Here is a 26,954-nt window from a genome sequence, read left to right as displayed (position 1 = left end):
TCACCGATACCTCGCCACCTGTTGCCGAAACGGCTTCCCCCGCGCCAGCACGACCCCGGCGGCCAGATAGCCACCCGACCAGGCCACTGCCCCCGCCCACAGCAGCGCCGGCGTCTGTTCCGGCCATGCCACCACCAGCACCCGCAACAGCGCCGCCGCCGCGAAAGCCGTCACCGTCAACATCACGAACCCCCGCCCCGGCAGCGTATGGCCATGCCGCGAGCCGTGCCAGCGCGCGATCACCCCGGTGGACAACATGCCCAGCGCCCCCATCGTCACCAGATGCGCCAGCGCCGGTTGATATACCCCGGCCGCCAGCGCCGCGCCGATGATCATCAGTCCCGCCGCCAGCCAGCCGTAGCCCAGCCCCAGCCCGTGCAGGTCGTAACGCCCCGGACAGGCCCACAGCCGCCAGCGCAGGCAGCGCGCCAGCGTGCAGGCTCCGGCCGCGACGGCCAGCGGTCCGCCGAGTCGGGGCTGTTCCGCCAGCAGCAGCGCCACCGCGGGGGGCAGGGTCAGCAGGGTGGCGGCTTCCAGCCGGGGTTGCACCCGGTTGGCAAGGTCGTCGCCCCGGTTGTAGAACTCGCCCGCCGCCGCCGGGGCAATCAGCCGCCCGCCGATGAAGGCCATCAGCATCCCCAGCAGCAACACCCCCGCCGCTCCAACATAGTGGCCGCCGCCACCAAAGGCCTGATGCAGTCCCCACAAGCCCGGCAGCAATCCCACTGTCGCCAGCAGCGGCGGCAACACGCGGTTGCGCCAGCGCCGGGCGGGCAGGAAGCGGGGCACGGCGCGCGCGGCCAGCACCAGTCCGAAGACGGCCGTGGCTGCCGCCGTCCATCCCGGCGGCAGTCCCGCCAGCGTCGTTAGCCGCGCGGCCAGCCACAGCGTCAGCAGTCCGGTCGCCGCCTGTCGTGACAACGGCCCCAGGGTGTAGCCCGCCACCAGCGCCAGCGCGAAGCCGCCCAGCATTTCCCGGGCATGGCCCGCCCCGGCCAGCGCCGGGAACAGGTCGGCATGGCCGGTGTTGGCCAGCACCGTCAGCGGCGCGAACACCAGCGCATGGCCGATGGCGGCGGGAAAGAAAACGGCCTGCGCCGGAATGCGGCGGGGGTTTCCCGGCGGTCGGGGCGGGGCGGCGGTCATAGCTCCCGTCCGTCCACCCGCGCCTGCCATAACATCGGCGCCAGGCGAAGGCCGATGCCGAGGAAGCAGCCGCTCCAGGCCAGGGCCGACAGATCGATCCACAGTCCGTAGTGTTGCGGCCACAGTTGTGTCGCCACCAGCCGCAGTACCGCGCCCGCACCCATCAGGCTGATCGCCGCCTTGTCGGTGGCGGTGAAGACGATGCGGCGGCCGGTGTGCCCCTGGCTGATGCGCACCAGCATGCCCGGAATCACCAACCCCATGCAGACAAAGGTGAAGATATGCACCGACAGCGAGCCGATGGCGGGAAAAACGCCGCTCAGGCGCAGCGCCTCGGCGAACAGGTTGGCGCTCAGGCCCAGATAGCCGACATACATGATGCCGGTGTCGAAACGCCGTAACCCGGCCAGCGGATGCCAGCGGCCAAAGCGGTACAGCAGCAACAGCCCCGCCGCCGTCATCACGGCGGCCGCCACGGCGGGCGGCAGGAAACCCGCGAACGCCGCCAGCAGCATCAGCCCCTTGATCGGCCAGTCCAGCGCCGGATGGCGGAACAGCGTCACGCCCGCCGTGTTCTTCATGAACTGGGTCAGGGTGCGCTCGAACATCACCACGAAGGCCAGGCGGAACAGGCCGATGGCCAGCATCCGGCCTTCCGTCACCCACGGCGGCAGCAACAGCATCAGTTTCGCCGCCAGCAATAGCGGCAGCGCCGCGATGAAGAAGCCGTTGTCCTTGAAGCTGTCCTGGCGGCGGTAGCGCACCAGTGTCCACAGCACATAACCGCCCACGCCCAGCACCGGCAGGCTGGCGGCGGCCAATACCGCCGCCCGCAGCGGCCAGGGGGTCGAGTCTGTCAGCGCCGGGAAGTGAAAGATCAGCACCCGCTCGGCCAGCCACAGCGCCGCCGCCAGCGCCAGCGGCCCGCCGTGCAGGCCGCGCACCCCCACCCAGTTCTTGCTGGCGGTCAGCAGGAAGCCGCCCAGCACCGCCCAGCCGAAACCAAACAGCATCTCGTGCGCATGCCATTGCAGCGGTGTCAGCCCGGCGGCGGGCAGGGCCACCGCGCCGGAGAACACCAGCGCCCACAGCGGCGGATACACCGCCCCGGCGATCAGGGCGAGCAGGAAGAACGGCCGGAACCCCGCCAGCCACAGCGGCGCGGTGAAGAAGCCGCGAGGACTCATGGGGGAAGAAGGAGGCATGGCGCGCGTGTCAAACCCGGTGCAGCAAGATCGTCACCAGCAGCGAGGCGTCGGTCAGCGCGCTGACGGCATGCGGCTCGGCGTCGTCCAGATAGACCAGATCGCCTGCCACCAACGTCTGGCGGCGGCCGTGCGCGTCCAGCGCCACCTCGCCCTCCAGGCACTGGATCGTGATCAGCCCGGCGGCCTCGTGCATCGGCGTGGTCTTGCCGGCGGGCAGCACGAAGCGGAACACCTCGAAGTGCGGGGCGCGCACCAGGGTGACCGATTCGGACGCGCGCAAGGCGCTCCCGAGCGGTCGCACACTGACAATTTCTCCGGAAGCCGCGTGGGTCAGGGCCATGACCGTCTCCTCTGCTTGCTGGTTGAAGGCGGGCGCTTAGTGGCAGCCGCCGCCGCCCGCACCGCCACCACCACCACAGCCGCAACCCTTGCCGCCGGGCACCGGCGCGGGTTCGGCGTTCGCCGGACGGGCCGCCAGTCCTTCAAACAGGATGTTGTTTTCCAGATGGATATGCTGGATCAGGTCGTCGCGGAAGGCGGCCAGTCCCAGGTACAGCGCCCGCCAGGTGTTGCAGGCGTTGACCGGCGGCGTGATGTTGTCCGTCAGCCGTTCAAGCTCAGCCAGCGCGCCGCCGTGCTGCACATGCTCGGCGCGCATCACCGCAATCGGGCCTTCCGGCAGGCCGCCGTGGCTGTTGGCCAGCATCGGGAACAGGATCTGTTCTTCCTTGGCCATGTGACCTTCCAGCTCCATCTGCATCTCCGCCAGCAGGTTGGACAGCCCCACCGGACATTCCGGCTTGGCGCCGTGCACGTATTCCACCCGTTGCGCCAGCCGCAGCAGCTCCGGCAACTGGGCGCGATGCTTCTGGTGGAAATTCGTCAGCAGGTGGTCGATCAGCTTGGCGTTACCCGCGCCGCGCCAGTCACCGCTGGGGCTGGCGCCGGTTTGCAGGCTTTCCAGGCGGGCGGCCAGCGCCGCCGCGTCCAGACCGCGCGCGGCGGCGGCTTCGCCCAGGCTGCGCCGCCCCTCGCAGCAGAAGTCCAGCTTGTGTTCGCGGAACAGCGCGGTGGCGCCGGGAATGGAGGTGGCGAGCGCGCCGAGGGGTTGTTGAAGCAGGGTCATGACGGTTCTCCCGTAACGGGTTGGAGTGAAACAAGGGATTCAGGCCGCATCAGGATGCGGCGCAGGGCGGATTCCCGGCCCAGCAGGTCGCGCAGCGTGTAACGGTCGAGGACGGCGTACATCGCCTCCACCGCTTCCAGCAGCGCCGATTTCAGCGTGCACACCGCCGCGATGCGGCAATCGGAGCCGCCGCATTCCAGGCATTCCACCAGCGGAATGTCCGCCTCGCAGCGGCGCACCACCTCGCCGACATTGATGGCTTCAGCGTCGCGGGCCAGGCGGATGCCGCCGCCATGGCCCCGGAAGGCCTCGATGTAGCCCTCGCGCGCCAGCCAGCCCGTCACCTTCATCAGGTGGTTGTCGGAAATGCCGTAGGCCTGCGCGATTTCCGCCCGTGTCGACAGCGTGCCGGTCTCCTGCAGGCCGAGGTAGATCAGCGTACGCAGGCTGTAGTCGGTAAAGGTGTTCAGTCTCACGGCGGCTAGGTCTCGGGGCGGGCTGATAAGTAGTATCTGAAATACATATTATTTGGAATTCGTTGTCATTGCCACGAATCCCGCCTTCTGAAAGCGCGACCTGACCATCAGGACAGGGGCGTCCCAACCGTTCAGCTAAAAACCACATTTTTTGTAGCAGATTGACCCCAAATGATAATTCCTGACACCAAATAACCTACAAAGCGTATGGTAATTGCCTCTAGGATTACATCGAACAGTGTTACAGCTTTTGATGACACTGATGCGCCTGACGACACATGCAGGCGGCGAGTGAACCTGAACCGAGAGACTCACCATGACAGAGCCACGCAAACACGTTGATGTCGCCATTATCGGAGCCGGTTTCGCCGGGCTGGGCACCGGGATTGAACTGAAGAACGCCGGGATCCTCAATTTCGTGATTTTTGAAGGGGAAGAGGGCGTCGGCGGTTCCTGGCGCACCAACACCTATCCGGGTTGCGCCTGCGACGTCCCCTCGCACCTGTACAGCTACTCCTTCGCGCCCAACCCGAAATGGCCGGAAGCCTTTTCGCGGCAAGAAGACATCCGCCGCTATATCGAAGAGTGCGCCAACCAGTACGGCATGGAGCCCTACATCCGTTTCTCCACCCGCGTCACCGACGCCAGCTTTGACGAGAAGTCCGGCCGCTGGATCATCACCACCGACGACGGTCAGATCACCGAAGCCCGCGTGCTGGTGCCCGCCACCGGCGCGCTCAGCCACCCCAAGTATCCCGAGATCAAGGGCATGGACACCTTCCAGGGCAAGGCGCTGCACGCCGCGCGCTGGGACTCGTCCATCGACTTGCGCGGCAAGCGCGTCGGCGTCATCGGCTCGGGCGCGTCAGCCATCCAGGTGGTGCCGAACGTGGCCGGTGAAGTCGCCGACCTGAAGGTCTTCCAGCGCACGCCGTCCTGGGTGATGCCGAAGTTCAACCGCACCTTCACCGAGAAGCAGCAGCGTGACTGGGCGAAGCACCCGTGGAAGCAGAAGGCGCACCGGCTGGGCCTGTACTGGACGATGGAATCGGCGCTGCCCGCGATTTTGTGGTATCCGCAACTGCTGAAAGTGGGCGAGCTGATGCACAAGCGCGCGCTGCACAAGCACATTAAAGACCCGGTGCTGCGCCGCAAGCTGACCCCGGACTACAAGGTGGGCTGCAAGCGTACGCTGGTCTCTGACGACTGGTTTCCCGCTTTCGCGCGGCCGAACGTGCACCTGATTACCGAAGGCATTACCGAAATCACCCCGGCGGGCGTGCGCACCAGTGACGGCGTGGAACATCCGCTGGATGTCATCATCTACTGCACCGGCTACGAGATCGGCGCACCGGCCTTCCCCTTCGCCATCAAGGGCATCGGCGGCGTGTCGCTGAGCGATTACTGGGGCGGGCAGGCCAAGGCCTACTACGGCATGAACGTGAGCCGTTTCCCGAACATGCTGCTGACGATGGGGCCGAATTCCGGACCGGGCCATACCTCGGTACTGATCTACCAGGAGGCGCAATACAAGTACATCGCCAAGTACACCAAGACCCTGCTGAAGCAGAAGCTGCGTTATCTGGACGTGAAGGAAGACGTGATGCAGGCGCAATTCGACGGCTTCCAGGAGCGCATGCGCAACAGCTCGTGGCTGTCGGGTTGCCAGAGCTGGTACCTGAACGCCGACGGCACCAATTCGACGATGTGGCCGGGCTTCAGTTTTGAATATGTGTTGCGGACGAAGAAGCTGGATATGGGGGCGTACAACGCGGTGGCGTGAGCGCCGTTAGATCGGTGAACCCTCTTTGGCCGCCCGATACAGGGCGGCACTTTTTGGGGCTCTGTTCATTTCCCTTCCGCGCGCATCGGTGTCATCCTAGAAAAACAATCTTTCTATCCAGATGCAGAGCCACTGCACACCCCGGGAGTTTTCCTCCATGCGTTTCACTTCGTACCTGAGCATGCTGCTGCTGGTGGCCATGCTGCCTCTGACGTTTCCCGCCGTCGCCCACGCCGCTGAGGATGATGACCTGGATGTGTTGCAGGACAAGCTGACCAATGAATGGCGGCTGGTGCGCAACGACCGCCTGCGCAACATCAAGACCTGGGTGAAGCAGGAGGACGGCAAGCGTTTCCGCTCCTTTAAGGCCGAAGCCGCGCTGGACGGCACCGTGGAAGCCTATGTACGGGTGCTGCTGGATTTTGATAACTATCGCAAATGGTATTGGGAAGTGCTGGACGCCAGGATTTTGAAGAAAAAATCGGATACCGAATACTATTTCTACATCAAGCACCGCGCCCCGCACGGCGTGCCCAACCGTGATGTTCCCGGTGTGTTGACGCTGGAGCCGCAAACCCGTGACAACCGGACGCTGGTGGTGCGGGTCAAGGCCTATCCCGACCTGATTCCGGAAGAGCCGCCGCTGGTGCGGATGAAGGCGGAGGACATGACCATCCGCATTTCGCCGCTGGCGGGTAACCGGGTCTTCGTGGAGGCGGAGGGCTATGTCGATCCGGGCGGGCGGGTGCCGGGCTGGGCGAACAACTTCATCCAGCGCGCCGCGCCGTACAGCATTCTGGTGGGCTTTCAGCGCATGATGGATTACAAGGCGTATCTGGAGGACAAAACGCCGTTGCCGTTCCCGGTGTTCAATACGCCGTGAGGGGGAAAATGGCGCGTTTTACGCCCTCCTGTGGAACAGGGGGGCTGCCCACAGGGCTGGGGGGTAACAGCGGTTAGCTGAGCACGAAGCCTTTTGCGAAGGAAGTGTTCGGGCTCCTTTCCGCAACCCCCCTGTCACTGCGTGACATCCCCCCTACTCCGTAGGAGGGAAGGATTCATCATCGGGGGGCAGGGGATTGCTGGTCGCATAGCTGCTGCAATCGGGTTAGTACCGCCTCGGTTTCCCGTATCACCTCCTGATTGGTGAAACGAAGTACGGTCAGCCCCAGACTTTGCAGGTACAAGGTTCGTTCCGCGTCGTAGGCTTTTGCCGCTTCATCGGCATGCGAGTCGCCATCTATCTCGATCACCAGTTTGAGTTCCGGGCTGTAGAAGTCCGCGATAAAACGGCCAAAGGGTCGCTGCCGTCGGAATTTGTAGGGCAGTCGCCGCAAACAGCGATGCCAGACATGGCGCTCGCCGGGCGTCATGTCAGCGCGCATGAGGCGGGCGCGGGAAATCAACGCGGAATTGTAGGTTTTCATGAAATCCCTTTTCATCACAATGCTTTTACGCCCTCCTACGGAGTAGGGGGGCTGCCCGCAGGGCTGGGGGGTAACAGCGGTTGGCTGAGCAGAACTCCCGTTTTAGAGAGCTTGTTCAGTGTCCCACCGTTGACCCCCCTGCTGCCTTCGCGGCTCCCCCCTGCGTTGCAGGAGGGAAGAAGTCGTGTTTGGGGCTCACCCCCGCCGCGCCGCCTCAATCTTGGCCACGTCGATTTTCCCCATCTCCATCATCACCTCGAACACCCGCTTGGCGGCGGCTGCATCCGGCCCGGCGATGGCTTCGGTCAGCGCCACCGGGGTGATTTGCCAGGAGATCCCCCATTTGTCCTTGCACCAGCCGCAGGCGCTGGCTTCGCCGCCATTGCTGATGATGGCGTTCCAGTAGCGGTCGGTTTCTTCCTGATCGATCGTGGCGACCTGAAACGAGAAGGCCCAGTTGTGGGCGACGCCGGGGCCGCCGTTCAGGCCCAGGCAGGGAATGCCCATGACGGTGAATTCGACGGTCAGCACGTCGCCCTGCTTGCCGGAGGGATAGTCCGCCGGAGCGCGATGCACGGCGCGGACGGCGGAGTCGGGGAAGGTTTCGGCGTAGAAGCGGGCGGCGGTTTCGGCGTCGCGGTCGTACCAGAGGCAGATGGTGTTTTTGGCGGGGGTTGGCATGATGGACGTCCCTGTTTTTTCGTTAGAAACCATGTTGATACAGCGCGAATCCAACGGCCGTCAAGGTGAGAGTGCCGCCGCAGGCGCCTGACCAATAAAGCAGCCGCTTTTTCCCGGTCATCGCCACGGGCATTTCATCATTGGGATTGTCAAAGCCGCCGGGCAAGACATCTTCCCAAGCCGCAATGGAAGCATTCAGGAAGATGGCTGCCCAGATGAAGAAGGTGGTGGAGAGAAAAGCCGCTGATGTGAAGTGAGAAATCATGAGCGCCAGAGCGGCGCTTATTCCCAAGCCACTGACGATGACAATCAGCAAATTTTTCATCAATAGCGTTCCCTAATCGGTTTTGCCGGTGGGGCGGCCGCCCCGGCATTCAGACCCGGATGGCGGCGGCGAACCCGGCCAGAAAGTCGCCCAGCAGTTTCTTGGTCGCATCATCCTGAATTTCGCCGTCCGGGCCGATCAGCTGGTGCGCGCGTGAAACCAGCAGCCGCCCGCCCGCCCAGTGTTTCATGCCCAGCGTTCGCAGCACGGGCAGCCAGGCATTCTGCGCCATGATGGTGCCAAAGCCGCCCGGCGAAGCGCCGATCACCGCCACCGGACGGTTGGCGAACAGTTTGCCGCCCGCCGCAGCCGGACGGGACAGCCAGTCGATGCCGTTCTTGAACACGCCGGGAATGCCGTTGTTGTATTCCGGGGTGGCGAACAGCAGGCCGTCGCTGGCCTGAATGCGGGCGCATAGCGCCGCCACGGCTTCGGGTTGTCCCTGCTGTTCTTCCAGGTCGCCGTCATACAGCGGGATGCCATGCAGGGTGGCGATTTCCAGCGTGATGCCCGGCAGCGCCAGCGTCTGCGCGGCGCGCAGCAGGGCGGTGTTGAAGGATTGGCGGCGCAGGCTGCCGGAGATGGCGAGGATTTTGACGGGCGGGTTCATGGCGGGTGTCCTTGTCCGGGGATGGTCGTCTTAGTGTAGAGGAATCGTTGGGGAAAGCTCGGCCTTGGCTGTTGTCGTTTGCCCCCCTACCAATAATTCTCCACCGCAATATTCCCCACCCCCTTCCGGTTCATGGTCAGCCCCCGCGCCATCAACGCCTGCCGCGTGTCCTCCACCATCGCCGGATTGCCGCAGAGCATGATGTGCGAACGGTCCGGCCGCAGGCTGAGCGCCGCCGCCTGTTCCAGCCCGCCATCGGCCACCAGCGCCGGAAAACGCTGATGCAGCGCCGCCTCCGGGTCACGGGTAATGATCGGTAAAAACCGGAATTCCGCGCCATTTTCGCCGAACGTGGCGGCAATATCCGTGATCTCCGGTTTATAGGCCAGTTCGTCCGCCGTGCGCACGCTGTAGGCCAGCACGATGCGCCGGTACTGCTTCCATACGTCGAAGTCCTGCAGGATCGACAGGAACGGTGCCAGGCCGGTGCCGGTGGCCAGCAGCCACAGGTCGCGCGGGGCGGGTTGCTGGAAGCGGGCCAGCGTCAGGAAGCCGTAGGGAATCTTTTCGAGCAGCAGCGTGTCGCCGGGCTGCAGGTGTTGCAGGCGCGAGGTGAACGCGCCGTCCGGCACCACGATGGAGAAGAATTCGAGGGTGTCGGCAAAGGGCGAGGACACGATCGAGTAGGCGCGGAAGACATCGGCTGCCGGGGTGTCGAGGCCGATGCGCGCGAACTGTCCGGCGGTGAAGCGGTAGCCGGGCGGGCGGGTGAGGGTGAAGCTGAACAGCTTCGGGGTCCAGCGCCGCACCGAGAGCACGGTTTCGCGGGTGTATTTGGGTTCGGCCATGAGGCGCACCGGAGGTTAAGCGTGTGCCGCAAGCATACTCCCGTTTGACGGTCGGTGCTGTGTGACAGACCGCCAAGCCGCCGGGTCAATGTTGTTGGGAGAGGGAAAAGCCCTTTCCGCGATTAACGGCGACATAGCCTTCAAGAGTGGGTGTTAATGGGTGTAGTATTGGTTGCATGCTACGTACAGACACTCTCCGGATCACCCCTGAGATCCTGAGCCTGATTGCCCGGATCGACGAATTCAAAGGCGCATGGCGGGCCTTGGGAACGCTCGCGCCCGAGCGCCTTTCGGCGCTGCGACGGGTGGCGACCATCGAAAGCATCGGATCAAGCACCCGCATTGAGGGCAGCAAGCTGACTGACCGCGAGGTCGAGCGCTTGCTGTCCAATCTGGCCATCCAGTCCTTCGACACCCGCGACGAGCAGGAAGTGGCGGGTTACGCCGAACTGATGGACCTGGTGTTCAGCTCGTGGCAGGACATCCCGTTCAACGAAAACCACATCCAGCAACTGCACCAGATACTGTTGCGCCATAGCGAAAAGGATGTGCGTCACCGGGGGCGGTACAAGACAAACTCGAACAGCGTCGCCGCCTTCGATGAAAGTGGTGCGCAGATTGGCATCGTTTTCGAGACCGCCACGCCGTTTGACACACCACGGCTGATGGCCGAATTGGCGGCGTGGGTGAATGAGGAGCGGGAGAAGGGGTATCTGCACCCTTTGTTGATCATCGCGATCTTCGTAGTGGTGTTTCTGGAGATTCACCCCTTTCAGGATGGCAACGGCCGCTTGAGCCGGGTGCTGACAACCCTGCTGCTGATTCAGGCCGGTTATGCCTATGTGCCGTACAGCTCGTTGGAGAGTGTGATCGAGCTGAACAAGGAAGCCTATTACCTGGCCCTGCGACAGACCCAAGGCACCATCCGCACGGAGGCTCCCGATTGGCAGCCCTGGCTGATGTTCTTCTTACGCTCGCTGGCCGAGCAGGTGCGGCGTCTGGAGAAGAAGGTTGAGCGTGAAAGGATTGTGCTGGCTGCGCTGCCCGAGCTGTCATTGCAAATTGTGGAATTCGCCCGGGAGCACGGGCGCGTTACGATGATGGATGCCATCAAGCTGACCGGGGCCAGCCGCAATACGCTGAAGCAGCATTTCCGCGACCTGACCGCGCGTAATCATCTGGAGCAGTATGGCAGTGGACGCGGGGTTTGGTATGGGTTGAAGTGAGGGGGGAAATGTTGCTCTGAGCGTCTTTATCTCTCTATTCTGCTCTGACCCTCTTTTCCCTCTTTTCCGATTCGGCGGCTGATCTGACTTGGACTGAAGGGGCGGTATATCGTGCTTGACTCCTTCCGCCTTCCCCCGTCATCACATCGCGTAGTGTGCATTGGAAATGCACCGATGGTAGTGCTGGGAAGGGGGATTGTGGTGCATCCATTGCACCTTACTTGGGCTTCAAGGGCGCTTGGGCTTCGCTGTACGGATATAGCCAGCTTTGTCATGAATTTCTAGACCTTTGGCTGTAATGACATATTTTGCGCCAAAGCGATCGCCTACCTTGGAGTATTCACTCCCTATGCGCTTTAATCGGTAACGGCTACCGCTGCCGTCACCATTGCGTCGCAATACAAAGTATTTTTCCCCCTCTTTCTCGATGACAAGAGTCGAATCTCCATATTGTGGAGAACCAAGATCGTCATACCAAATTCCTACAGTAGAGTGCTTATTTTGTGCGTAAGCACTCAGCGACAAGCTGGAAATTAGGCAGCAAGAAAGTATGATTTTTTTCATATTATTCCCAATTGACGTCTAACGTTGATTTCAAAAAGTGTTCACTCTTCTTCGTTCCAAATTAACCACTTGCAACGCATTGAAGCATTGCTTGGCGAACCAAATCTACGGGCTGGAATGCTTGGAAACTAGCAGCATGGAACACCCCAGTCAACCTACACACCTTGAAGCCTGTATTCCCCCTGTCAGCTAGACAGGCCATCCAAAACAGAGATCACATTCAGTAAAAATGGCGCACATCGTGCGCCCTACGGCCCCAAAATCATCTGAGCCTAAACCGCCACCCCCTCATTCAACCTCGACTGGAAATCATGCGTCCAGCTCACCGCAAACGGCTCCGCCCCATCCAGCCCCAGCGCATGCAGCCGTTGCGCCATCGGCTGCGCATGGTCCGGCACGCTCAGTTTCAGCGTACCGGGCAACGCCATCTTCGCCGCGCCGCGCACGTTGACCGTGGCGCGCAGCATCGTCCCTTCCCGTAACGACAACAGTGTCAGACTCAGCGGCGCGGTGGGGAAGGACGGCCCCATCCGCCCGGTCAGCTGCATCAGCGTGCCGCCTTCCGGCGTCTTCACCGCACAGTCGAAGTGACGGCCGTGCAGCGTGAACGGAATCTCGGTGACGAACTTGGGATAACCCCAGATCTCGCGCCCGGCGGCGTTGGCGGCGGCCGTGGTCACCGGCAGGTCGAGGATGTGGAAGGCGACACGGCGTTCCTCCGGCTGACGCAAGGTGGCCAGCAGGTCGCGCCAGCCGCCCAGCGGCAGCGTTTCGCCGGTGCGGGTGACGGCGGCGGCCAGGCCGACTTCGTTGTACACGCCCACCGAGGTGTCGCGGTACTCGAAGCAGGCCAGCGCCACCAGCGCCTTGCCGCCGACGGTCAGCGCCGGAGTCAGGCCGGTGCCTTTCAGCACGGCCTCCACCTTGGCTTTATCCACCAGGAAGAAGGCGTTCAGCGTCGAGGTGTCGTAATAGAGAATCGGCAGCTCCACCGCGCCCTGCGAGGTTTGCACGCGCTGGCGCGGCACCTGGAAGAAGGGGGCGTTACGCAGCAGGATGGAGATCGGGGTGCGGGCGTTCATGGTCAGGCTCCGGTGAAGGCGCGTCCGGCGCGCCGGGCAATACGGTCGAGGAGTCCGGCTTGCTGGTCTTCAATGACCGCCAGCCGGTTGATCTGGTTCGTGCCTTCAAAAATGCGGGTGAGGCGGCAGTCGCGGAAGGTGCGCTCCAGCCGGTTGTCGTGCAGCAGGGCGGCGGAACCCAGCAGGTCCATCGCGGTTTCAATGACGACCTGGGCGCGGTCGGTCGCCTGGAATTTGCAGAGCGCGGCTCCGTCCTGGCGCGGCGTCCAGCCCTTGGCGTGCTGCCACACCAGGGCGCGGATGGCTCCGGTTTCGGCTTGAAGATCGGCAATGACGGCCTGAACTTGCTGGTAGTGGATCAGCGGTTTTCCGGCCAGGGTTTGCGCGCAGGCCCAGGCGGTGGCGATATCCACGGCCTGCTGCGCGAAACCGACCGCCATCGCCGCCACCGGCAGCCGTGACAGGTTGAGGGTGGCGCGCGCCAGTCCCCAGCCGTTGCGCAGACCGCCGACGACGCGGTTGTCGGGCACGAAGCAGTCGTCGAATTCCAGTTCCGCCGCGCCGGAAGCGCGCATGCCCATCTTCAGTTCGCAGCGGGCGACGCGGAAGCCGGGCGTGGCGGTATCGACCAGGAAGCAGGTCCAGCTGTCATAGCCTTCGCCGTCCAGCGCGGCAAACACCGCCACGTAACGCGCCACGTCGCCGCCGCTGATGAACACTTTCCGCCCGCGCAGCGACCAGCCGCCGGGAACGCGCCGCGCCTTGACTCCGGCCTTCTGGTGCAACGCGCCGTGGCCTTCCTCGGCATCCGATCCGGCAGCGGGTTCGGTGATGGCGAAGGCGAAGATTTGAGGATTTCCAGCCTGCGTGGCGCGGAAAGCGGGCAGCACCACTTCGCGCAGAATGGTCAGGTCGCCGGAGAGCAGCAGCGGGCACAGGCCGAGGTTGTGCGCGGAGAGCAGCAGCATCAGGCCGCCGTCGACGCGGGCCAGTTCCTCGACGCGGATGGCCTGTTGCAGCGCCAGCGAGTGTCGGAACTGGAAGGGCGATGCGCCGCCGATCGGGGCGGGCAGCAGGTCGGTGAGCAGCCCGGCCTTGCCGGCCTGGGCCAGCAGTTGCCGCAGTTCGGCCCCGGCGTGGTGGCCTTCGCGCTGTTCGCGGTCGGTGGCGTTGGCCAGCGGCAGGCAGTGTTGCAGGGCGAATTGGCGCACGCGGCGGCGCAGGCGGCCGAGTGTGGCGGGCAGGCGGTCGGTTTCCACCTCCCACGGGTCGCGGGCGCCATAGGCGGCGACGGCGCGCAGCAGCGGTCCCCGGCGCAGGGCGGCGAAGGGTGACAACGCATGCCGGGGGGACAGGTAGCCGGGCAGATGGTCCTGTCCGGCGGCTTCGGCTTCGGGCAAGGCGGCGTGGTCGCTGGCCAGCCCGGCGGCCACCAGCGCCAGTTCTGGCGGCGAGCCGCCCAGCAGCCGCAGCGCGTTGACGGCGCGCAGCCGGTGTTCGATGCCGGTGTCGCGCATGTAGCCGATGCCGCCGTGCACCTGCATGGCGGCGTTGGCGGCGCGGGTCAGCAGCGGGATGGCTTCGCGGCGCAGCGCCAGCGCGCCTTCGGCGGACAGGGCGTGCCCGGCGGCGTCGCGCAGCAGCGCATCGACGGTCTGGCAGGGGGTGTCGAGGTCGGCGAGCAGCAGCGCGACGCTGTCATGCTGTTCGATGGTGCGCGCACCCTGCACCCGGATTTCGGCATAGCGGTGGGCCAGCGCCGCGGCCGCTTCCACCGCACCGCGCGCCATCGCCGTTTGCGCCAGTTGTTGGGCGGCGAACAGGGTGTTTAGCTGGTCGAGCGTCAGCGGGCCGCGTGACGCGGGCTTGGCGACCGGAGTCCAGCGCAGCGCGTTGCAGCCGTCGGGGCCATGCGGGAATTCGTCGCGCTCCACGGTGATGGCCGCCAGCGCGTGCAGTTCCAGTTGCAGGGCGCGGCCGCGATAACGCAGCGCCGCCAGCCGCGTGACGACCGGCGCGGCCACGGTCACGCGCGGACTGTCGCCATGGACATCGGCCAGCAGTTCGTCATCGCGCCGGTGCAGGGGGCGTCCGGCCAACAGGCGGCCGAGGGCGCTGCGGCCGATACCATGCGCGCCGTCCAGGCAGAAAACGGTGTCGTGGTCGCTGTCCAGCCCGGCGAAGCGCGCGGCCAGCGCGGCCAGCGCCACGCCGTGCAGGTGCCAGGCGGCGGAGACATTGGCCAGCGCCAGTTGCCGCAGCGCCATCAGCGTGAAGCCGGGCGCTTCGCCGCGACCGCATTCGCTCCACAGCCCGTAGCCCTGCTCGCTGTTGTCGAGCAGCCCGGCGGCGTCGGCGGCGGCGGTGATGGCGCGGAAGTCGTCGGCGGTCAGCGCCTGTTCGGGGCGCGGCGCGCGCGTCAGGATTTCCTGCGCGGCGAAAGCCGATATACCGCCCAGCAGGGCGTCCAGTTCTTCCGCCAGCAGGGTGGAGGGCAGGGCTTGCGGCAGCATGAGGACATCTCCACGGTGGCGGGGTTTACCGGGAGATTAGGGGTAACTGGTACGATAGTACTTGATGAGGATCAGTTTTCAGGCAATGGCGGCGGCAGGGAATTGATCGTTCCGGCCAGTCAGTCCAGAACCGGGGCGGCGGCGTTGTTGAAGGCGGTGATGTTGGCGACCTGGAAGGTGCCTTGCAGCGAGCGCAGTTCCGCCTCGTGCAGCGCCGCCAATCGCGCCAGGATGGCTTCGCCCTTGGGCAGCAGGTGCACTTCCATCTGGCGGCGGTCGGTCTGGCTCTTGCGCCGTTCCACCAGCCCGGCCGTTTCGCAGCGGCCCAGCAGCGCCACCGCGCCGTGCGGCTTGACCTGCAGGCGTTCGGCCAGCTCGCCCACCGTGGCCCAGTCGCGGCCGGGGAAGCCGCGCACATGCAGCATCAGCTGGTATTGCAGCGGCGTGATGCCCTCGCGGTCGGCGGCCACTTCGCTGAAATGCAGGAATCGGCGCAGCTGGTAGCGGAATTCCGACAGCGCCTCGTACTGCTTTTTGTTCAGCCCGTCGGAAGCCGGGGGTAGGGCGGCCATGCCGTTCTCCTGATATTTGTCATGTTGTGATATATTTGTCCGCCCTCATTATAGGCTGCAACGGCGCAGCCACGGTAAGGTTCCATGACAACGGGTTTGGGGCGGCTTCGGGCATTCATACCGCAACCGCTGCACGCGGGCAACCGCGAAATCTGGACGGCCTGCCTGGGCGTGGTGCTCAGCCTGGCGGTCACGGAGGCGGTCTGCCGCCATCTGCCCGGCGGCGGTCCGGCGCTGGTGGCGTCGATGGGCGCGTCGGCGCTGCTGGCCTTCGCGTTGCCTTCCACCCCGCTGGCGCAGCCCTGGGCGATGATCGGCGGCAATGTGATTTCAGCGCTGGTCGGGCTGGGCTGCGCTGTCGTCTTCCCGCATACCGGGCTGGCGGCGGGCATGGCGGTGGCGCTGTCGATCGCCGCCATGTTCCTGCTGCGTTGCCTGCATCCGCCGGGCGGCGCGCTGGCCCTGGCGATGGTGCTGGCTCCCGCCGCCGATCACGGGCCGGGCTTCATCTTCGGGCCGGTGCTGGCCAACGCGCTGCTGCTGACGCTGCTGGCCGACGCCTTCAACCGCCGGCTGCGGCGCGGACGCTTCCAGCCGCATGCGCCCGCGCCGGTCGCGCATCATACCGCCGACCCGCTGCCCGGCGAGCGCGTCGGTTTCAGCGCCGAGGATCTGGACCGGGCGCTGGATGAACACGGCGAGTTGCTGGACATCCGCCGCGAGGACCTGCTGGACGTGTTCCGCAGCGCCGAATGGCATGCCTATCACCGCCGCTTCGGGCAGGTGCGCTGCCTGGACATCATGGCGCGCGACGTGGTGCGCGTGCAGGAACAGGCGCCGCTGACCGAAGTCTGGGCGCTGCTGGCGCGGCACAAGGTCAAGGCGCTGCCGGTGGTGGATGCCGAGAACCGCCTGCGCGGCATCGTCACCGCCCACGACATCCTGCTGGGACGGCAAGGCCACGCCTTTGCGCCCGGCCTGCCGGCGCGCCAAGGCCGCGAGCCGGTCCGCGAGGTGATGACCGCCGACGTGCGCGCCGTCACGCCCGCGCAATCCATTGCCGATCTGGCCGGACTGTTCAGCGACGGCGGCCTGCACCACCTGCCGGTGATCGACGGCGAACGTCGTGTCGTCGGCATGATCAGCCAGTCCGATCTGGTGGCGGCGCTGTTCAAGGTCCGCCTCTGACCTTCCGGCCTGCCGCGCCCCCGTCATCCGGCGAGTATCCGACTGCCATGCTCGGATATATGCTGGTTCCATCCTCCTCCGGTTCCGGCCTGAAGTCCGCCGGAACCGCTTTTTATTCCTGGGTGCCGCCATGCAAGTAATCGACCGCAACAAGGCGATGGCCATCCCGCCCCTGTTCCGGCTGGGGTTCCGTCCCTTCTTCCTGGGCGCGGCGCTGCTGGCGCTGTTCGCAATTCCCCTGTGGCTGGCCGCCTGGCACGGCCTGCTGTCCGGCTGGCAACCGGCGGGCGGCTGGCTGGCCTGGCACCGCCACGAAATGCTGTTCGGCTTCGGGCTGGCGGTGGTGGCCGGTTTCCTGTTGACGGCGGTGCAGAACTGGACCGGGCAGCCCGGCCTCAGCGGCAAGCCGGTGGCGGTGCTGGCCGGGGTGTGGCTGGCGGGCCGCATCGCCTGGCTGGCGGATGCGCCGTTGCCGCTGCTGATTCCGCTGGAGCTGGCCTTTCCGCTGCTGGCCGCCGTGGCGATGGGCAGGCAATTGTGGCGGGTGCGGCAAAAGCGCAATTACCCGATTGTGGGCGTGCTGACGCTGCTGGCGGCGGTGGACGCCGAGGTTCTGGCCGGTCTGGCCCGGGGGGACGACAGCCTGCAACGGCAGGGCGTCTGGGCCGGGCTGTGGCTGGTGGCCGCGATGATCACCATCATCGGCGGCCGTGTGATTCCGTTCTTCACCCGGCGCGGCCTGCGTCGGCCCGGCGATCCCCTCCCGATGGTCCGGGTCGATCAGGCGCTGCTGGGGGGAACGGTCCTGATCGCGGTGCTGCAGGCGGCCGGTCCCGGCCTGTCGCCGCACCCGGCGCTGGCCGCGTTGTTCGCGGCCCTGGGCGCGGGTCATGTCTGGCGGTTGGCGCGCTGGTTTGACCGCGACGTGCGCACCGTGCCGCTGCTGTGGTCGCTGCATCTGGCCTATGCCTGGCTGCCGGTGGCCTGTTTCGGGCTGGCGGGCTGGCATCTGGGGCTGTTTGCCTCGCCCAGTCCGTCGCTGCATGCGCTGACGGTGGGTGGCATGGGCGGGCTGATCCTGGCGATGATGGCGCGGGTGACGCTGGGGCATACCGGCCGCGACCTGGCGCCGCCGTCGGGCATGGCGCTGGGCTTCGGCTTGCTGCACGCCGGGGCGCTGGCGCGGGTGGGGGTTGCGCCGCTGTGGCCGCTGACCGGGTTATGCGTGGCGGCGGCCTGCTGGGCGCTGGCCTTCGGGATTTTTGTGTGGCGGTACGGGCCGATGCTGGCGAGGGCGCGGGTGGACGGGCATCCGGGGTAGGGGTGTCTTCGGGCCAAAAGCACGCAACCTCATTAAACCCGGGATGTAAGTTGGTCGGCTGTCGCTGGCCGGACGATAATCCGTGTTGACGGGAATTCCCGCCTTGGCTAAGCTTGCGCCCAATACACCCGCCAAGCCTAGATTCACTTCGGTGAAGCTGCTCAAATCGTGCGGGTTTTTTATTACCCGCCGTTCACACTGGTGCCCGGAACCCAAGAGGTTGCTTCACAAAGCAGCCCCTGCCGCTTACAGGATGTAGGCATGCGCCGCTTCGACAAACCCGCACTTTCCGTCCCCGAGCAACTGGAGCTCCTCAAGTCCCGTGGACTGACCATCCTCAACGAAGACCGCGCCCGTCAGTTCCTGGAAGTCGTCACCCTGTTCCGGCTCAGTCCCTATATGCGGCCCTTTCAAGTGCCGAGCGACTCTGAACACCACTTCCGCCCCGACAGCACCTTGCGCGAAATCGTCAACATCTATCGTTTTGACGGAGCCATGCGCCATCTGGTCATGGATGCCATTGAACGGGTAGAGGTCGCCATGCGAGCCTGCATCAGCAATCACATGGCAACGGCTTATGGCGCACACTGGTATCTGGATTCGGCCAATTTCAAAACCGGCTATGCCCATGCCCGCCTGCTGGAAGACCTGACCAGACAACTTAACGATGAACAAAAGCAGTTCACCAAAGAGCAGGACAGAATCAACCTCAGCCGTGCCGATGCCACACTCAAAGCCAAGCGGATTGAAAGCCGCAAACGCGACAATTACCCCCGCTATTATGGCGCTACCTATGATGACCCGGCGCTGCCGCCGAGTTGGGCCATGCTGGAAATGCTGAGTCTGGGGCAATTATCCCAACTGTACAAAGGCATAGCCCGTGATGCCGACCGCAAGGCGATTGCCCGCCGGGTCGAGTTGCCGCAAGACGTACTGGAGTCCTGGCTGCACACCCTGACCTTTGTCCGGAATATTTGCGCCCACCATGCCCGGCTTTGGAACCGGGAGTTGGCGGTTCCACCCCGACTGCCTGCTGGACAGGCATGGATAATTCCCAAGGCCGCAGGCCGACCAGCCCCAGAGCGTAGGTTGTTTGTTGTATTGTCGATGCTGATTTATCTGATGCAGCGCGTTAGTCCTGAAAGTGGTTGGCGGGGTAGGTTGCTGAAAGAGCTCGTGAATGTGCCAATAACGTTACTTATTGCCATGGGCTTTCCCGAAAAATGGGATGACATGGTGCTATGGCGCGATTAACCGGATTGATCCACTGCCATTCCCCCCGATTCATGCTAAAACAGGGCGCATCTCCCACCCCTCAAAGGACGCCCTCATGAAAACCCGCGCCGCCGTCGCCTGGAAAGCCGGACAACCCCTCACCATTGAAGAAGTCGATCTGGCCGGCCCGCGCGCCGGCGAAGTGCTGGTTGAAGTGAAAGCCACCGGCATCTGCCACACCGATTACTACACCCTGTCCGGCGCCGATCCCGAGGGCGCGTTCCCGGCCATCCTCGGTCACGAAGGCGCGGGCGTGGTGCTGGAAGTGGGCGCGGGCGTCACCACGCTGAAGCCGGGCGACCACGTGATTCCGCTGTACACCCCGGAATGCCGCCAGTGCAAATTCTGCCTGTCGCGCAAGACCAACCTCTGCCAGGCCATCCGCAGCACGCAGGGCCGCGGCCTGATGCCGGATGGCACCTCGCGCTTCTCGCTGAACGGCGAGCCGCTGCTGCACTATATGGGCACGTCCACCTTCTCCAACCACATCGTGGTGCCGGAAATCGCCCTCGCCAAGATCCGCGAGGACGCCCCCTTCGACAAGGTCTGCTACATCGGCTGCGGCGTCACCACCGGCGTCGGCGCGGTGGTGTTCACCGCCAAGGTGGAAGCGGGCGCGAACGTGGTGGTGTTCGGGCTGGGCGGCATCGGCCTGAACGTCATCCAGGGCGCGAAGATGGTGGGCGCGGACAAGATCATCGGCGTCGACATCAACCCGGCGCGGCAGGAACTGGCCCGCCAGTTCGGCATGACCCACTTCATCAACCCCAACGAAGTCGAGAACGTGGTCGACACCATCATCCAGCTCACCGACGGCGGCACCGATTACAGCTTCGAGTGCATCGGCAACACCAAGGTGATGCGGCAGGCGCTGGAGTGCTGCCACAAGGGCTGGGGTCAGTCGATCATCATCGGCGTGGCGGAAGCGGGCGCGGAAATTTCGACGCGGCCGTTCCAGCTGGTCACCGGCCGGGTGTGGAAGGGTTCCGCCTTTGGCGGCGCGCGCGGCCGCACCGATGTGCCGAAGATCGTCGACTGGTACATGGACGGCAAACTGAACATCGACAGCCTGATCACCCACAAGCTGCGGCTGGACCAGATCAACGAAGGCTTCGACCTGATGAAGCGCGGCGAGTCGATCCGCTCGGTGGTGATCTTCTGATGTCCGGCCTGCAATTGTTGAGCGAGCACCGCTGTTTCGGCGGGTTTCAGCGCTTTTACCGGCACGATAGCCGCGAGATCGGCCTGCCGATGCAGTTCGCCGTCTACCTGCCGCCGCAGGCGGAGCAGGGGGCGGTGCCGGTGCTGGTCTATCTGGCCGGGCTGACCTGCACCGAGGAAACCGCGACGATCAAGGCCGGGGCGCAGCAGTGGGCGGCGCAACACGGGCTGGCGCTGGTGATGCCGGACACCAGTCCGCGCGGCGCGAATTTGCCCGGCGACAGCGACAGCTGGGATTTCGGCGTGGGGGCGGGCTTTTATGTGGATGCGACGGAACAGCCGTGGGCGGCGCATTACCGCATGGAAAGCTATGTGGTGCGCGAACTGCCGGAGTTGCTGAAGACGCTGCCGCTGGATGTTTCACGGATGGGCATTTGCGGCCACTCGATGGGCGGTCACGGCGCGTTGACGCTGGCGCTGAAATACCCGGGTGTGTTCCGTTCGGTGTCGGCCTTCGCGCCGATCGCCGCGCCGGGGCGCTGTCCGTGGGGGCAGAAGGCGTTTGCCGGGTATCTGGGGGAAGACAGGGAGGTGTGGAAGCGGCATGACGCCAGCGAGTTGATGGCGCAGGCGCGGAATCCTTTCCCCGAAGGCATCCTGATCGACCAGGGGCTGGCCGACAAATTCCTGGCGGAGCAGCTGTATCCGGAGGCGTTCGAAGCAGCTTGTGCGAAAGCCGGGCAGCCGCTGACGCTGCGGCGGCATGCCGGGTATGACCACGGTTATTACTTCATCCAGAGTTTCATGGCGGACCATGTGGTGCATCATGCGGGGGTTTTAAGCAAGTAAACGCTTTTGATTAATGACGTGAGCATTGATCGTTTTATGGCGGATTCCGTCAAGGAATGAAGCAGTCTAAGCATTAGCCTTCGTGTTGTTCAAAAACCCGCCTAAAATAATGATAGCGGTATAACGCCTTAATAAGCCCCCGGTTTGGACCCGCAAGGTTCGGCGGGGCTTATGGTGACCACCATGAAGCCCTCACGCCCGCTGGACATGAATGTCTCCGACATTCCCACCTTTGTTGTTGCACTCGCCATCGCGCATGCGCAGGAGCACGGGGTGCCGCCTGAGCGGCTGTTGTCCGGCACCGGGCTCAACCTGGACGACATCAAGAATGCCGGGATACTGATTTCGTTCCGGCAAGCGGCCACCATCATCCGGCGGATGGTCCGCGCCATTCCGGACGAGCCCGCCGGGCTGGCGGTCGGCGCCAAGGGAGCGCTGGGGTCCTTCGGCATCCTCGGCCTGGCCATGCTGTCCAGCATCAACATCCGCGAAGCAGTCGCCATCGGCCTGACCCATCACAAGGAGGCGGGCAGCCTGATGGACTTCTCGTCCGAACTGCGCGGCGATGAATTCGCCTTCATCCTGCACGAGCGTTTTCCCCAGCCCGAGTTGCTGCCCTTCCTGTGTGAAGAAGCGCTGTCCAGCATCATCAGCCTGCTGAGGCTGGCTCTGGGCGAGCAGGTCGCCCCGCGCCGGGTGGAATTCAGCTATGCGCCGCCGTCCTATGCCGAAGCCTGCGGGCGCTTCTTCCAGTGTCCGGTGCATTTTGGCCGCGCCGCCAACCGCATGGTGCTGGACGCCGCCCTGCTCGACATCCCGCTGACCACGTCCAGCCCGGCCATCCTGGCCTCCTCGCTCAAGGCCAGCGTGCAGGCGCTGCCCGTCGCCGAACCGATGCCGGATCTGGTCACTTCCGTCGAAAGCGTGTTGCGGGGCAACCTGCGTGAACGCCCGACCATGACGCGCGTCGCCGCTGAACTCAATATCACCGAGCGTACCTTGCGGCGCGGGCTGGAGGCGGCCGGTCAAAGCTTCAGCGGCATTCGTGACCGCCTGCTGGAGCGGCAGGCGCGCCTGCTGCTGGAGCAGCCCGGACAACCGATCGCCGCCATCGCCGTCGAACTGGGCTTCAGCGATGCGCGCGAATTCCGCCGGGCGTTCCATCGCTGGACCGGCGAGGCGCCTTCGCGGTTTCGCCAGGAATTGCCCCGCGCGGATAGCGAATAACGCGATTCAGCCCATTGCCTCCGGTGGGAATAACCGGGGCTGAATGTCCGGAAACCCCCGCCTTTTGTCCGTCCCCGCCCTCATTGGCCGGTTGTGCCTTTTGCTTAAATGCATGGTAGAGCTGATCGAGTCATTCGTGGCGGCCGGGAAGAATGCCGATGGGGGGTCAGCCCTGACGTTTATAACTACAAACTCTTCAGTGAGACTGAGTCATGACCATTCATAAAGATGTGCAGTACCAACATCACGCCGCCGGGCAGGCCGTCCGGTCGTCTTCCGGGAGGCGCGGCCTCAAGGGCGCGCTGGCCGCCACGGCCGCCCTCTGGCTTTCCTTCCATGCGCCCCAGGCTCTGGCCGACGACACCTGCGCCAAGCCCTTCGAACTGTCCAACAGCGGCCGCTACCTGGTCGATGCCTGTCAGAACCGTTTCAAGCTGAAGTCCGTGAACTGGTTCGGCGGCAGCGATACATCCGAGGCTCCGCTAGGTCTGAACAAGCAGTCGATAGCCCACATTGTCGGCCTGATCAAACAGATGGGCTTCAACAGCGTGCGCCTGCCTTTCTCGAACCAGGCCATCCATAACACTAATCCGGTCGACCCCACTTGGGTGAGCGCCAATCCTGAACTGATCGGCAAAACGCCGCTGCAAGTCTACGATACGGTCGTCAAAGGCCTGACCGACGCCGGTATCGTGGTCATCCTCAATAACCACACGACCAGTTCGGAATGGTGCTGCAACTACGATAAGAACGGCCTGTGGTGGGGGGGCAGCGGTTACTGGCAAAGCACCGAGCAATGGCAAGCCGACTGGGTCTTCATGACCAACCGCTACAAGAATAACGGGCTGGTGGCGGGCGCCGACTTGCGCAATGAAGTGCGCACCATGAAGGGCAATACCGAAATCACCCCCGAAAGCCCGACTTGGGGTAACCACGGGGGCAACGACTGGCGTCAGGCCGCCACTGACGCCGGTAACGCCGTAATCAAGGCCAACCCGAAAATGCTGGTGATCATTGAAGGTACGAACTGGGCCGGTGTGCCCATGCTCGGCGGTTATCGGCCGCTGCTGAGCCCGGCCTATGACACCCCCGTCGTTTTGCAAAAGCCCGATAAGCTGATGTATGCCGCGCACAATTATTACTATATCGGCCCGGAAGCCACCGGCGGCGGCGGTGTTGTCGACAGCGGCAAGGCGACCTATTCCTCCATGGATAAGGCAACGCTCTACGATAATCTCAACAAGGGTTTCGGCTTTGTCGCCAACCCCAACCGCACGTATACCGCGCCGGTGTGGGTCAGCGAATTCGGCATCGGTTTTGACAATTCGTCGACTGCGGACAGAACCTGGCTTGCCAACCTGACCCAATACCTGATCGACTACGATCTGGATTTTGCTTACTGGGCCTTGAACGGCACCCAGACCAACAATGTGGAAGGTTTCGGCCTGCTGACCGAGGATTGGAGCGCGCCGCGTAACGACTGGCGTAAACCCTATATTGATGCTTTGGTCAATGCACCGGGTAAAACCGGCAAGATTGCCGACACCGAGCGTTTCACTGCGCCTGACTATGGTAACGGCGATGAAAACCAGTCCGCTTCCTTGGGGGATTGGGCCAATGGCGTCAACAAGGCAACCTGCCCGGACGGCTACCACATGGCTGGCGCTGCCCGTTATGACCGTACCTGGTCCAACGGTCGCTTCCGCATCCTCTGCAGCAACCAGAATTTTGGCAATCTGTGGTCTGCCGGTGATGCCACCGCCACTTTCGGCGTCTACGAAAATACATGGTATCGCGGCTATGACTGGGCCTCCGGCTACACCAAGTACGAATGTCCGCAGGGCTATTACGCGGCTGGCATGGGCAAGTTGTGGTGGGGCAGTTCACATGTGATGTGCGCCAAGGCCAATCGCCCGCTTGGCAACAACTGCCGCACGGTCTGGTTCAATGGCGGCAGCAATCGCGGCTCGGAAAAAGGCGGCAACTGGGCTACGGGTGCTTACAAGGGGCAGGTGGGCAGAACGGAATATGTAGCGGGCTTTGCTCAGTACAACGGCATGGCGGCGGCCCTGCTGGCGTGTAGCGATCCGGCTGATTCGCCATCTGCTCCCACGTTGGGCACCGATACACCCAGCGTGAAGCAGGGGGCGGACATCAACTTCAACTATGCGGTTCCGGCCAACAAGCGGGCCGACAAGAACTGGATCGGCATCTACAAGCCGGGCCAGACGCCGGGCAATACCGGTTCCATTACCTGGCAGTACACGGCCGCCCCGGTTGGCGATATCAATTTCTCCACCGCCAACCTGAGCCCCGGCACCTACGTGGCGCAGTTCCTCTACAACGACGGCTACTCGGTACTGGCTGCGCCGGTGACGTTCACGGTGCAGTAAGGGCCAAAGCTACATCCCCTTGGGGCATGACATCATGCCCCTTTTTTTGGGGGATAGAGCCACCACGAAGACGTTGACGGTTCTACCGGCATATCCACGACAGGGAATTTGAACCCTGCCCCGCGTAGCACCAACACCCCGAACCAACCCCACCCCGACAAAAATTCCGGGCATAAACACCGATCGCACCGCCCTACCGTCCCGGTAGCAGCCCCCGGCTGCGCGCGACGCGGAGCATGGCGCGATAAACAGGGCGTCAAAGCGGCATGGACTCACAGAACATCTTTCCCGACAGTCGACTCCGGGCCGCGCTGGGGCTGATCCTGCTCCTCGTTTCCGGCCACGCCGGGGCGGACAGCGGAACTGACTCGCTGCGCCTGCTGCGGGAACAACAGCAACAGCTGGATCAGATGCGCCGTCAGGAGCAGGCCCGGCCGAGCGGCGCGGCCGATATTGCAAGCCCTGTCCCGGCCAGCCCGCTGAATTTGCCGACCGCGCAGTGCCTGGATGTCAAAACCTTGCGCTGGGAAGGCAATGCACCGCTCGCCGAAACCGTGCGCAAGCATCTGGCGCAGCAATACACCCCGCGCTGCCTGGATGAGGCCGCCCTGAGCGCGTTACTGCGGGACGCCAATCTGGCGCTGCTGCGCGCGGGCTATGTCACCAGTCGTGTCCTGCTGCCCGACAACGCTTTTCAGGAGGGCGTACTGCGTTTGAGTCTGGTGACAGGCCGTATTGCCGAGATCAAGGCCGACGGATTGAAGCCGCGGGAATGGTCAGCCGCCTTTCCGGGCCTGCGTGACGGGGCCTTCCGGCTGCCCGACCTGGAGCAGGGACTGGATCAACTGAACCGGCTGGCGTCGAACCGGGTGCAGGCCGAACTGCGGCCGGGCGTCAGGCTGGGCGAAAGCGGGTTATGGCTGAGCAACCGCCCCGCATCGCGCTGGCATGGCCTGGCCGGTCTGGACAACAGCGGCAGCCCGGATACCGGCAGGGCCGTGGCCATCGTCGGCCTCGCCCGGGACAACCTGCTGGGCAGCGGCGACTACTGGAATCTGGCGCTGCGCCGCAGCTTTTCCGGTGATGACAGCGCCTGGAGCCAGGGGCTCAGCCTATATGCCAGCCAGCCCTTCGGCTACTGGACCGGCAGCGCCAGTCTGGCGCTTGCACAAAGCCAAACCCCGCTGGTTCTGCCCGGCGTCACCCTGCACAGCCGCACCGTCACCACCATGCCCGGCGTGCGTCTGGAACGGGTGCTGCACCGGGATGCCCATGCGATCTGGAGCGCGCAAGCCGGTATCGCCCGCCGCAAAACCGACAGTCGCCTTGATGATGAACGGCTGGACATCAGCAGCCCGACGCACAGCAGTGTGGAGCTGGCCCTGCAATACGACGGGTTGTCGCCCCTGCCGTGGAGCGCGCGTCTGAGCCGGACGCAGGGGGTGCGCTGGTTTGGCGCGGATCACGATACCGATGAAACGGCCGCCGCCGGACTGCCGCGCGCCCAGTTTGAGAAGTGGCGGCTCGACCTGCATGCGCGTTACCGCGCAGGCAATTGGCTGTATCTCGCCGACGCGGCCGGGCAATACAGCCCGAACCGCTTGCCGGGCGCGGAGGAATTGATGATCGCCGACGCCGGCAGCGTGCGCGGCTTTCAGGATACCGGCGTGAGTGTCCGGCGCGGCTGGTATCTGCGCCAGACGCTGATGCATTTCTTCAGCCCGGCGCTGCAGCCCTATGCCGGGCTGGACGCCGGTCACGGGCTGACGCGGGAAGGTTCGGAGTGGCTGGGCAGTACAAGCGTGGGTTTGCTGGTCAGTCTCCGGAAACAGACACTGGACATCGCGTTCAGTCCGGGTTGGCGGCAGGGCGGTGCATTGCCCTCGCCGCAGTTGCAGGCGCGCTACAGCGCGTCATTTTAGTGTTGAGGCACATCATCCTATGGAGAACTCC

General features: G+C 64.4%; 25 protein-coding genes. 11 read left to right on the top strand and 14 right to left on the bottom strand.

The genetic code is table 11. From position 1 onward, the window contains the following. From EV700_RS12745 to EV700_RS12725, 5 genes are read right to left on the bottom strand one after another with little or no spacing between them, the layout of a single operon-like run. Positions 1-1,146 (bottom strand): NnrS family protein, encoded by a 1,146-nt coding sequence (locus EV700_RS12745; RefSeq protein WP_165391468.1) that lies wholly within the window; start codon positions 1,144-1,146, stop codon positions 1-3. Next, complete coding sequence (locus EV700_RS12740; RefSeq protein WP_207224668.1) at positions 1,143-2,351, bottom strand: NnrS family protein; 1,209 nt, start codon at positions 2,349-2,351, stop codon at positions 1,143-1,145. The genes EV700_RS12745 and EV700_RS12740 overlap by 4 nt, the downstream gene beginning before the upstream one ends. A 10-nt stretch (positions 2,352-2,361) precedes the next feature. Then, the gene (locus EV700_RS12735; RefSeq protein WP_130414343.1) at positions 2,362-2,694 is read right to left on the bottom strand and encodes a cupin domain-containing protein; all 333 of its coding nucleotides are present in this window, start codon (positions 2,692-2,694) and stop codon (positions 2,362-2,364) included. 36 nt (positions 2,695-2,730) lie between these two features. Further along, positions 2,731-3,480, bottom strand: coding sequence for an iron-sulfur cluster repair protein YtfE (gene ytfE / locus EV700_RS12730; RefSeq protein WP_130414341.1), 750 nt, complete (start codon positions 3,478-3,480; stop codon positions 2,731-2,733). Continuing rightward, positions 3,477-3,956: an RrF2 family transcriptional regulator gene (locus tag EV700_RS12725; protein ID WP_130414339.1), complete on the bottom strand. Its 480-nt coding sequence runs from the start codon at positions 3,954-3,956 to the stop codon at positions 3,477-3,479. The genes ytfE and EV700_RS12725 overlap by 4 nt, the downstream gene beginning before the upstream one ends. 316 nt (positions 3,957-4,272) lie before the next feature. Between EV700_RS12725 and EV700_RS12720 the strand changes: the two genes are divergently transcribed. Next, entirely contained in the window at positions 4,273-5,739 is a 1,467-nt protein-coding gene (locus EV700_RS12720) for a flavin-containing monooxygenase (RefSeq protein ID WP_130414337.1), read from the top strand. A gap of 157 nt (positions 5,740-5,896) precedes the next feature. Further along, entirely contained in the window at positions 5,897-6,622 is a 726-nt protein-coding gene (locus EV700_RS12715) for an SRPBCC family protein (protein WP_130414335.1), read from the top strand. 178 nt (positions 6,623-6,800) lie between these two features. Here EV700_RS12715 and EV700_RS12710 read toward each other — a convergent pair whose 3' ends face one another. The 5 genes from EV700_RS12710 to EV700_RS12690 all read right to left on the bottom strand — a co-directional run bounded on the left by EV700_RS12710 (position 6,801) and on the right by EV700_RS12690 (position 9,630). Next, complete coding sequence (locus EV700_RS12710; protein ID WP_130414333.1) at positions 6,801-7,166, bottom strand: endonuclease domain-containing protein; 366 nt, start codon at positions 7,164-7,166, stop codon at positions 6,801-6,803. A gap of 195 nt (positions 7,167-7,361) precedes the next feature. Then, positions 7,362-7,847 carry a VOC family protein gene (locus tag EV700_RS12705; RefSeq protein WP_130414331.1) on the bottom strand — a complete coding sequence of 162 codons (486 nt, stop codon included), beginning with the start codon at positions 7,845-7,847 and terminating at the stop codon, positions 7,362-7,364. A gap of 22 nt (positions 7,848-7,869) precedes the next feature. Continuing rightward, positions 7,870-8,172, bottom strand: coding sequence for a hypothetical protein (locus EV700_RS12700; RefSeq protein ID WP_130414329.1), 303 nt, complete (start codon positions 8,170-8,172; stop codon positions 7,870-7,872). 49 nt (positions 8,173-8,221) lie between these two features. Next, positions 8,222-8,782, bottom strand: coding sequence for an NADPH-dependent FMN reductase (locus EV700_RS12695; RefSeq protein ID WP_130414327.1), 561 nt, complete (start codon positions 8,780-8,782; stop codon positions 8,222-8,224). Positions 8,783-8,868: 86 nt separating this feature from the next. Continuing rightward, positions 8,869-9,630, bottom strand: coding sequence for a ferredoxin--NADP reductase (locus tag EV700_RS12690; protein ID WP_130414325.1), 762 nt, complete (start codon positions 9,628-9,630; stop codon positions 8,869-8,871). Between the two features lie 176 nt (positions 9,631-9,806). Here EV700_RS12690 and EV700_RS12685 point away from each other — a divergent pair, with 176 nt between their 5' ends. Continuing rightward, positions 9,807-10,856, top strand: a complete 1,050-nt coding sequence (locus tag EV700_RS12685; protein ID WP_130414323.1) for a Fic family protein — start codon at positions 9,807-9,809, stop codon at positions 10,854-10,856. A 228-nt stretch (positions 10,857-11,084) separates the two neighbouring features. Here EV700_RS12685 and EV700_RS12680 read toward each other — a convergent pair whose 3' ends face one another. From EV700_RS12680 to EV700_RS12665, 4 genes are all read right to left on the bottom strand, one after another. Next, positions 11,085-11,420 (bottom strand): DUF2147 domain-containing protein, encoded by a 336-nt coding sequence (locus EV700_RS12680; RefSeq protein ID WP_130414321.1) that lies wholly within the window; start codon positions 11,418-11,420, stop codon positions 11,085-11,087. 272 nt (positions 11,421-11,692) lie between these two features. Then, a complete protein-coding gene (locus tag EV700_RS12675; RefSeq protein ID WP_130414319.1) occupies positions 11,693-12,502 on the bottom strand; it encodes an acetoacetate decarboxylase family protein in 810 nt (269 codons plus the stop codon). 2 nt (positions 12,503-12,504) lie between these two features. Further along, a complete protein-coding gene (locus EV700_RS16935) occupies positions 12,505-15,015 on the bottom strand; it encodes an acyl-CoA dehydrogenase family protein (RefSeq protein WP_130414317.1) in 2,511 nt (836 codons plus the stop codon). 119 nt (positions 15,016-15,134) lie between these two features. Continuing rightward, positions 15,135-15,587 carry a MarR family winged helix-turn-helix transcriptional regulator gene (locus EV700_RS12665; protein WP_130414315.1) on the bottom strand — a complete coding sequence of 151 codons (453 nt, stop codon included), beginning with the start codon at positions 15,585-15,587 and terminating at the stop codon, positions 15,135-15,137. An 84-nt stretch (positions 15,588-15,671) separates the two neighbouring features. On the opposite strand from EV700_RS12665, the gene EV700_RS12660 reads away from it, so the two are divergent. The 8 genes from EV700_RS12660 (at position 15,672) to EV700_RS12625 (ending at position 26,923) form a co-directional block, all read left to right on the top strand. Then, positions 15,672-16,775, top strand: coding sequence for an HPP family protein (locus tag EV700_RS12660; protein ID WP_130414313.1), 1,104 nt, complete (start codon positions 15,672-15,674; stop codon positions 16,773-16,775). 130 nt (positions 16,776-16,905) lie between these two features. Beyond that, entirely contained in the window at positions 16,906-18,096 is a 1,191-nt protein-coding gene (locus tag EV700_RS12655; protein WP_130414311.1) for an NnrS family protein, read from the top strand. Positions 18,097-18,357: 261 nt separating this feature from the next. Beyond that, positions 18,358-19,350, top strand: coding sequence for an Abi family protein (locus EV700_RS12650; protein WP_130414309.1), 993 nt, complete (start codon positions 18,358-18,360; stop codon positions 19,348-19,350). A 76-nt stretch (positions 19,351-19,426) separates the two neighbouring features. Further along, positions 19,427-20,533 carry an S-(hydroxymethyl)glutathione dehydrogenase/class III alcohol dehydrogenase gene (locus EV700_RS12645; RefSeq protein ID WP_130414307.1) on the top strand — a complete coding sequence of 369 codons (1,107 nt, stop codon included), beginning with the start codon at positions 19,427-19,429 and terminating at the stop codon, positions 20,531-20,533. Positions 20,534-20,541: 8 nt separating this feature from the next. Beyond that, entirely contained in the window at positions 20,542-21,381 is an 840-nt protein-coding gene (gene fghA, locus EV700_RS12640; RefSeq protein WP_207224681.1) for an S-formylglutathione hydrolase, read from the top strand. Between the two features lie 183 nt (positions 21,382-21,564). Then, positions 21,565-22,608 carry an AraC family transcriptional regulator gene (locus EV700_RS12635; RefSeq protein ID WP_165391467.1) on the top strand — a complete coding sequence of 348 codons (1,044 nt, stop codon included), beginning with the start codon at positions 21,565-21,567 and terminating at the stop codon, positions 22,606-22,608. A 212-nt stretch (positions 22,609-22,820) separates the two neighbouring features. Beyond that, positions 22,821-25,001: a glycoside hydrolase family 5 protein gene (locus EV700_RS12630; RefSeq protein ID WP_130414301.1), complete on the top strand. Its 2,181-nt coding sequence runs from the start codon at positions 22,821-22,823 to the stop codon at positions 24,999-25,001. Between the two features lie 266 nt (positions 25,002-25,267). Continuing rightward, positions 25,268-26,923 (top strand): ShlB/FhaC/HecB family hemolysin secretion/activation protein, encoded by a 1,656-nt coding sequence (locus EV700_RS12625; RefSeq protein WP_130414299.1) that lies wholly within the window; start codon positions 25,268-25,270, stop codon positions 26,921-26,923. Positions 26,924-26,954 lie beyond the last annotated feature (31 nt).

The sequence above is a fragment of the Fluviicoccus keumensis genome (genome assembly GCF_004217445.1).
GTDB lineage: Bacteria > Pseudomonadota > Gammaproteobacteria > Pseudomonadales > Moraxellaceae > Fluviicoccus > Fluviicoccus keumensis.
This window is presented reverse-complemented; position numbering and strand designations above follow the sequence as displayed.

What these genes read in the sequence shown, in the direction of transcription:
- EV700_RS12635 (WP_165391467.1), top strand. Translation starts at nt 21,565, where the DNA reads ATGAAGCCCTCACGCCCGCTGGACATGAATGTCTCCGACATTCCCACC.
- EV700_RS12665 (WP_130414315.1), bottom strand. Translation starts at nt 15,587, where the DNA reads ATGGCCGCCCTACCCCCGGCTTCCGACGGGCTGAACAAAAAGCAGTAC.
- EV700_RS12700 (WP_130414329.1), bottom strand. Translation starts at nt 8,172, where the DNA reads ATGAAAAATTTGCTGATTGTCATCGTCAGTGGCTTGGGAATAAGCGCC.
- EV700_RS12680 (WP_130414321.1), bottom strand. Translation starts at nt 11,420, where the DNA reads ATGAAAAAAATCATACTTTCTTGCTGCCTAATTTCCAGCTTGTCGCTG.
- EV700_RS12685 (WP_130414323.1), top strand. Translation starts at nt 9,807, where the DNA reads ATGCTACGTACAGACACTCTCCGGATCACCCCTGAGATCCTGAGCCTG.
- EV700_RS12745 (WP_165391468.1), bottom strand. Translation starts at nt 1,146, where the DNA reads ATGACCGCCGCCCCGCCCCGACCGCCGGGAAACCCCCGCCGCATTCCG.
- EV700_RS12630 (WP_130414301.1), top strand. Translation starts at nt 22,821, where the DNA reads ATGACCATTCATAAAGATGTGCAGTACCAACATCACGCCGCCGGGCAG.
- EV700_RS16935 (WP_130414317.1), bottom strand. Translation starts at nt 15,015, where the DNA reads ATGCTGCCGCAAGCCCTGCCCTCCACCCTGCTGGCGGAAGAACTGGAC.
- EV700_RS12740 (WP_207224668.1), bottom strand. Translation starts at nt 2,351, where the DNA reads ATGCCTCCTTCTTCCCCCATGAGTCCTCGCGGCTTCTTCACCGCGCCG.
- EV700_RS12710 (WP_130414333.1), bottom strand. Translation starts at nt 7,166, where the DNA reads ATGAAAACCTACAATTCCGCGTTGATTTCCCGCGCCCGCCTCATGCGC.
- EV700_RS12655 (WP_130414311.1), top strand. Translation starts at nt 16,906, where the DNA reads ATGCAAGTAATCGACCGCAACAAGGCGATGGCCATCCCGCCCCTGTTC.
- EV700_RS12715 (WP_130414335.1), top strand. Translation starts at nt 5,897, where the DNA reads ATGCGTTTCACTTCGTACCTGAGCATGCTGCTGCTGGTGGCCATGCTG.
- EV700_RS12720 (WP_130414337.1), top strand. Translation starts at nt 4,273, where the DNA reads ATGACAGAGCCACGCAAACACGTTGATGTCGCCATTATCGGAGCCGGT.
- EV700_RS12695 (WP_130414327.1), bottom strand. Translation starts at nt 8,782, where the DNA reads ATGAACCCGCCCGTCAAAATCCTCGCCATCTCCGGCAGCCTGCGCCGC.
- EV700_RS12690 (WP_130414325.1), bottom strand. Translation starts at nt 9,630, where the DNA reads ATGGCCGAACCCAAATACACCCGCGAAACCGTGCTCTCGGTGCGGCGC.
- EV700_RS12735 (WP_130414343.1), bottom strand. Translation starts at nt 2,694, where the DNA reads ATGGCCCTGACCCACGCGGCTTCCGGAGAAATTGTCAGTGTGCGACCG.
- EV700_RS12625 (WP_130414299.1), top strand. Translation starts at nt 25,268, where the DNA reads ATGGACTCACAGAACATCTTTCCCGACAGTCGACTCCGGGCCGCGCTG.
- EV700_RS12650 (WP_130414309.1), top strand. Translation starts at nt 18,358, where the DNA reads ATGCGCCGCTTCGACAAACCCGCACTTTCCGTCCCCGAGCAACTGGAG.
- EV700_RS12645 (WP_130414307.1), top strand. Translation starts at nt 19,427, where the DNA reads ATGAAAACCCGCGCCGCCGTCGCCTGGAAAGCCGGACAACCCCTCACC.
- EV700_RS12675 (WP_130414319.1), bottom strand. Translation starts at nt 12,502, where the DNA reads ATGAACGCCCGCACCCCGATCTCCATCCTGCTGCGTAACGCCCCCTTC.
- ytfE (WP_130414341.1), bottom strand. Translation starts at nt 3,480, where the DNA reads ATGACCCTGCTTCAACAACCCCTCGGCGCGCTCGCCACCTCCATTCCC.
- EV700_RS12705 (WP_130414331.1), bottom strand. Translation starts at nt 7,847, where the DNA reads ATGCCAACCCCCGCCAAAAACACCATCTGCCTCTGGTACGACCGCGAC.
- EV700_RS12660 (WP_130414313.1), top strand. Translation starts at nt 15,672, where the DNA reads ATGACAACGGGTTTGGGGCGGCTTCGGGCATTCATACCGCAACCGCTG.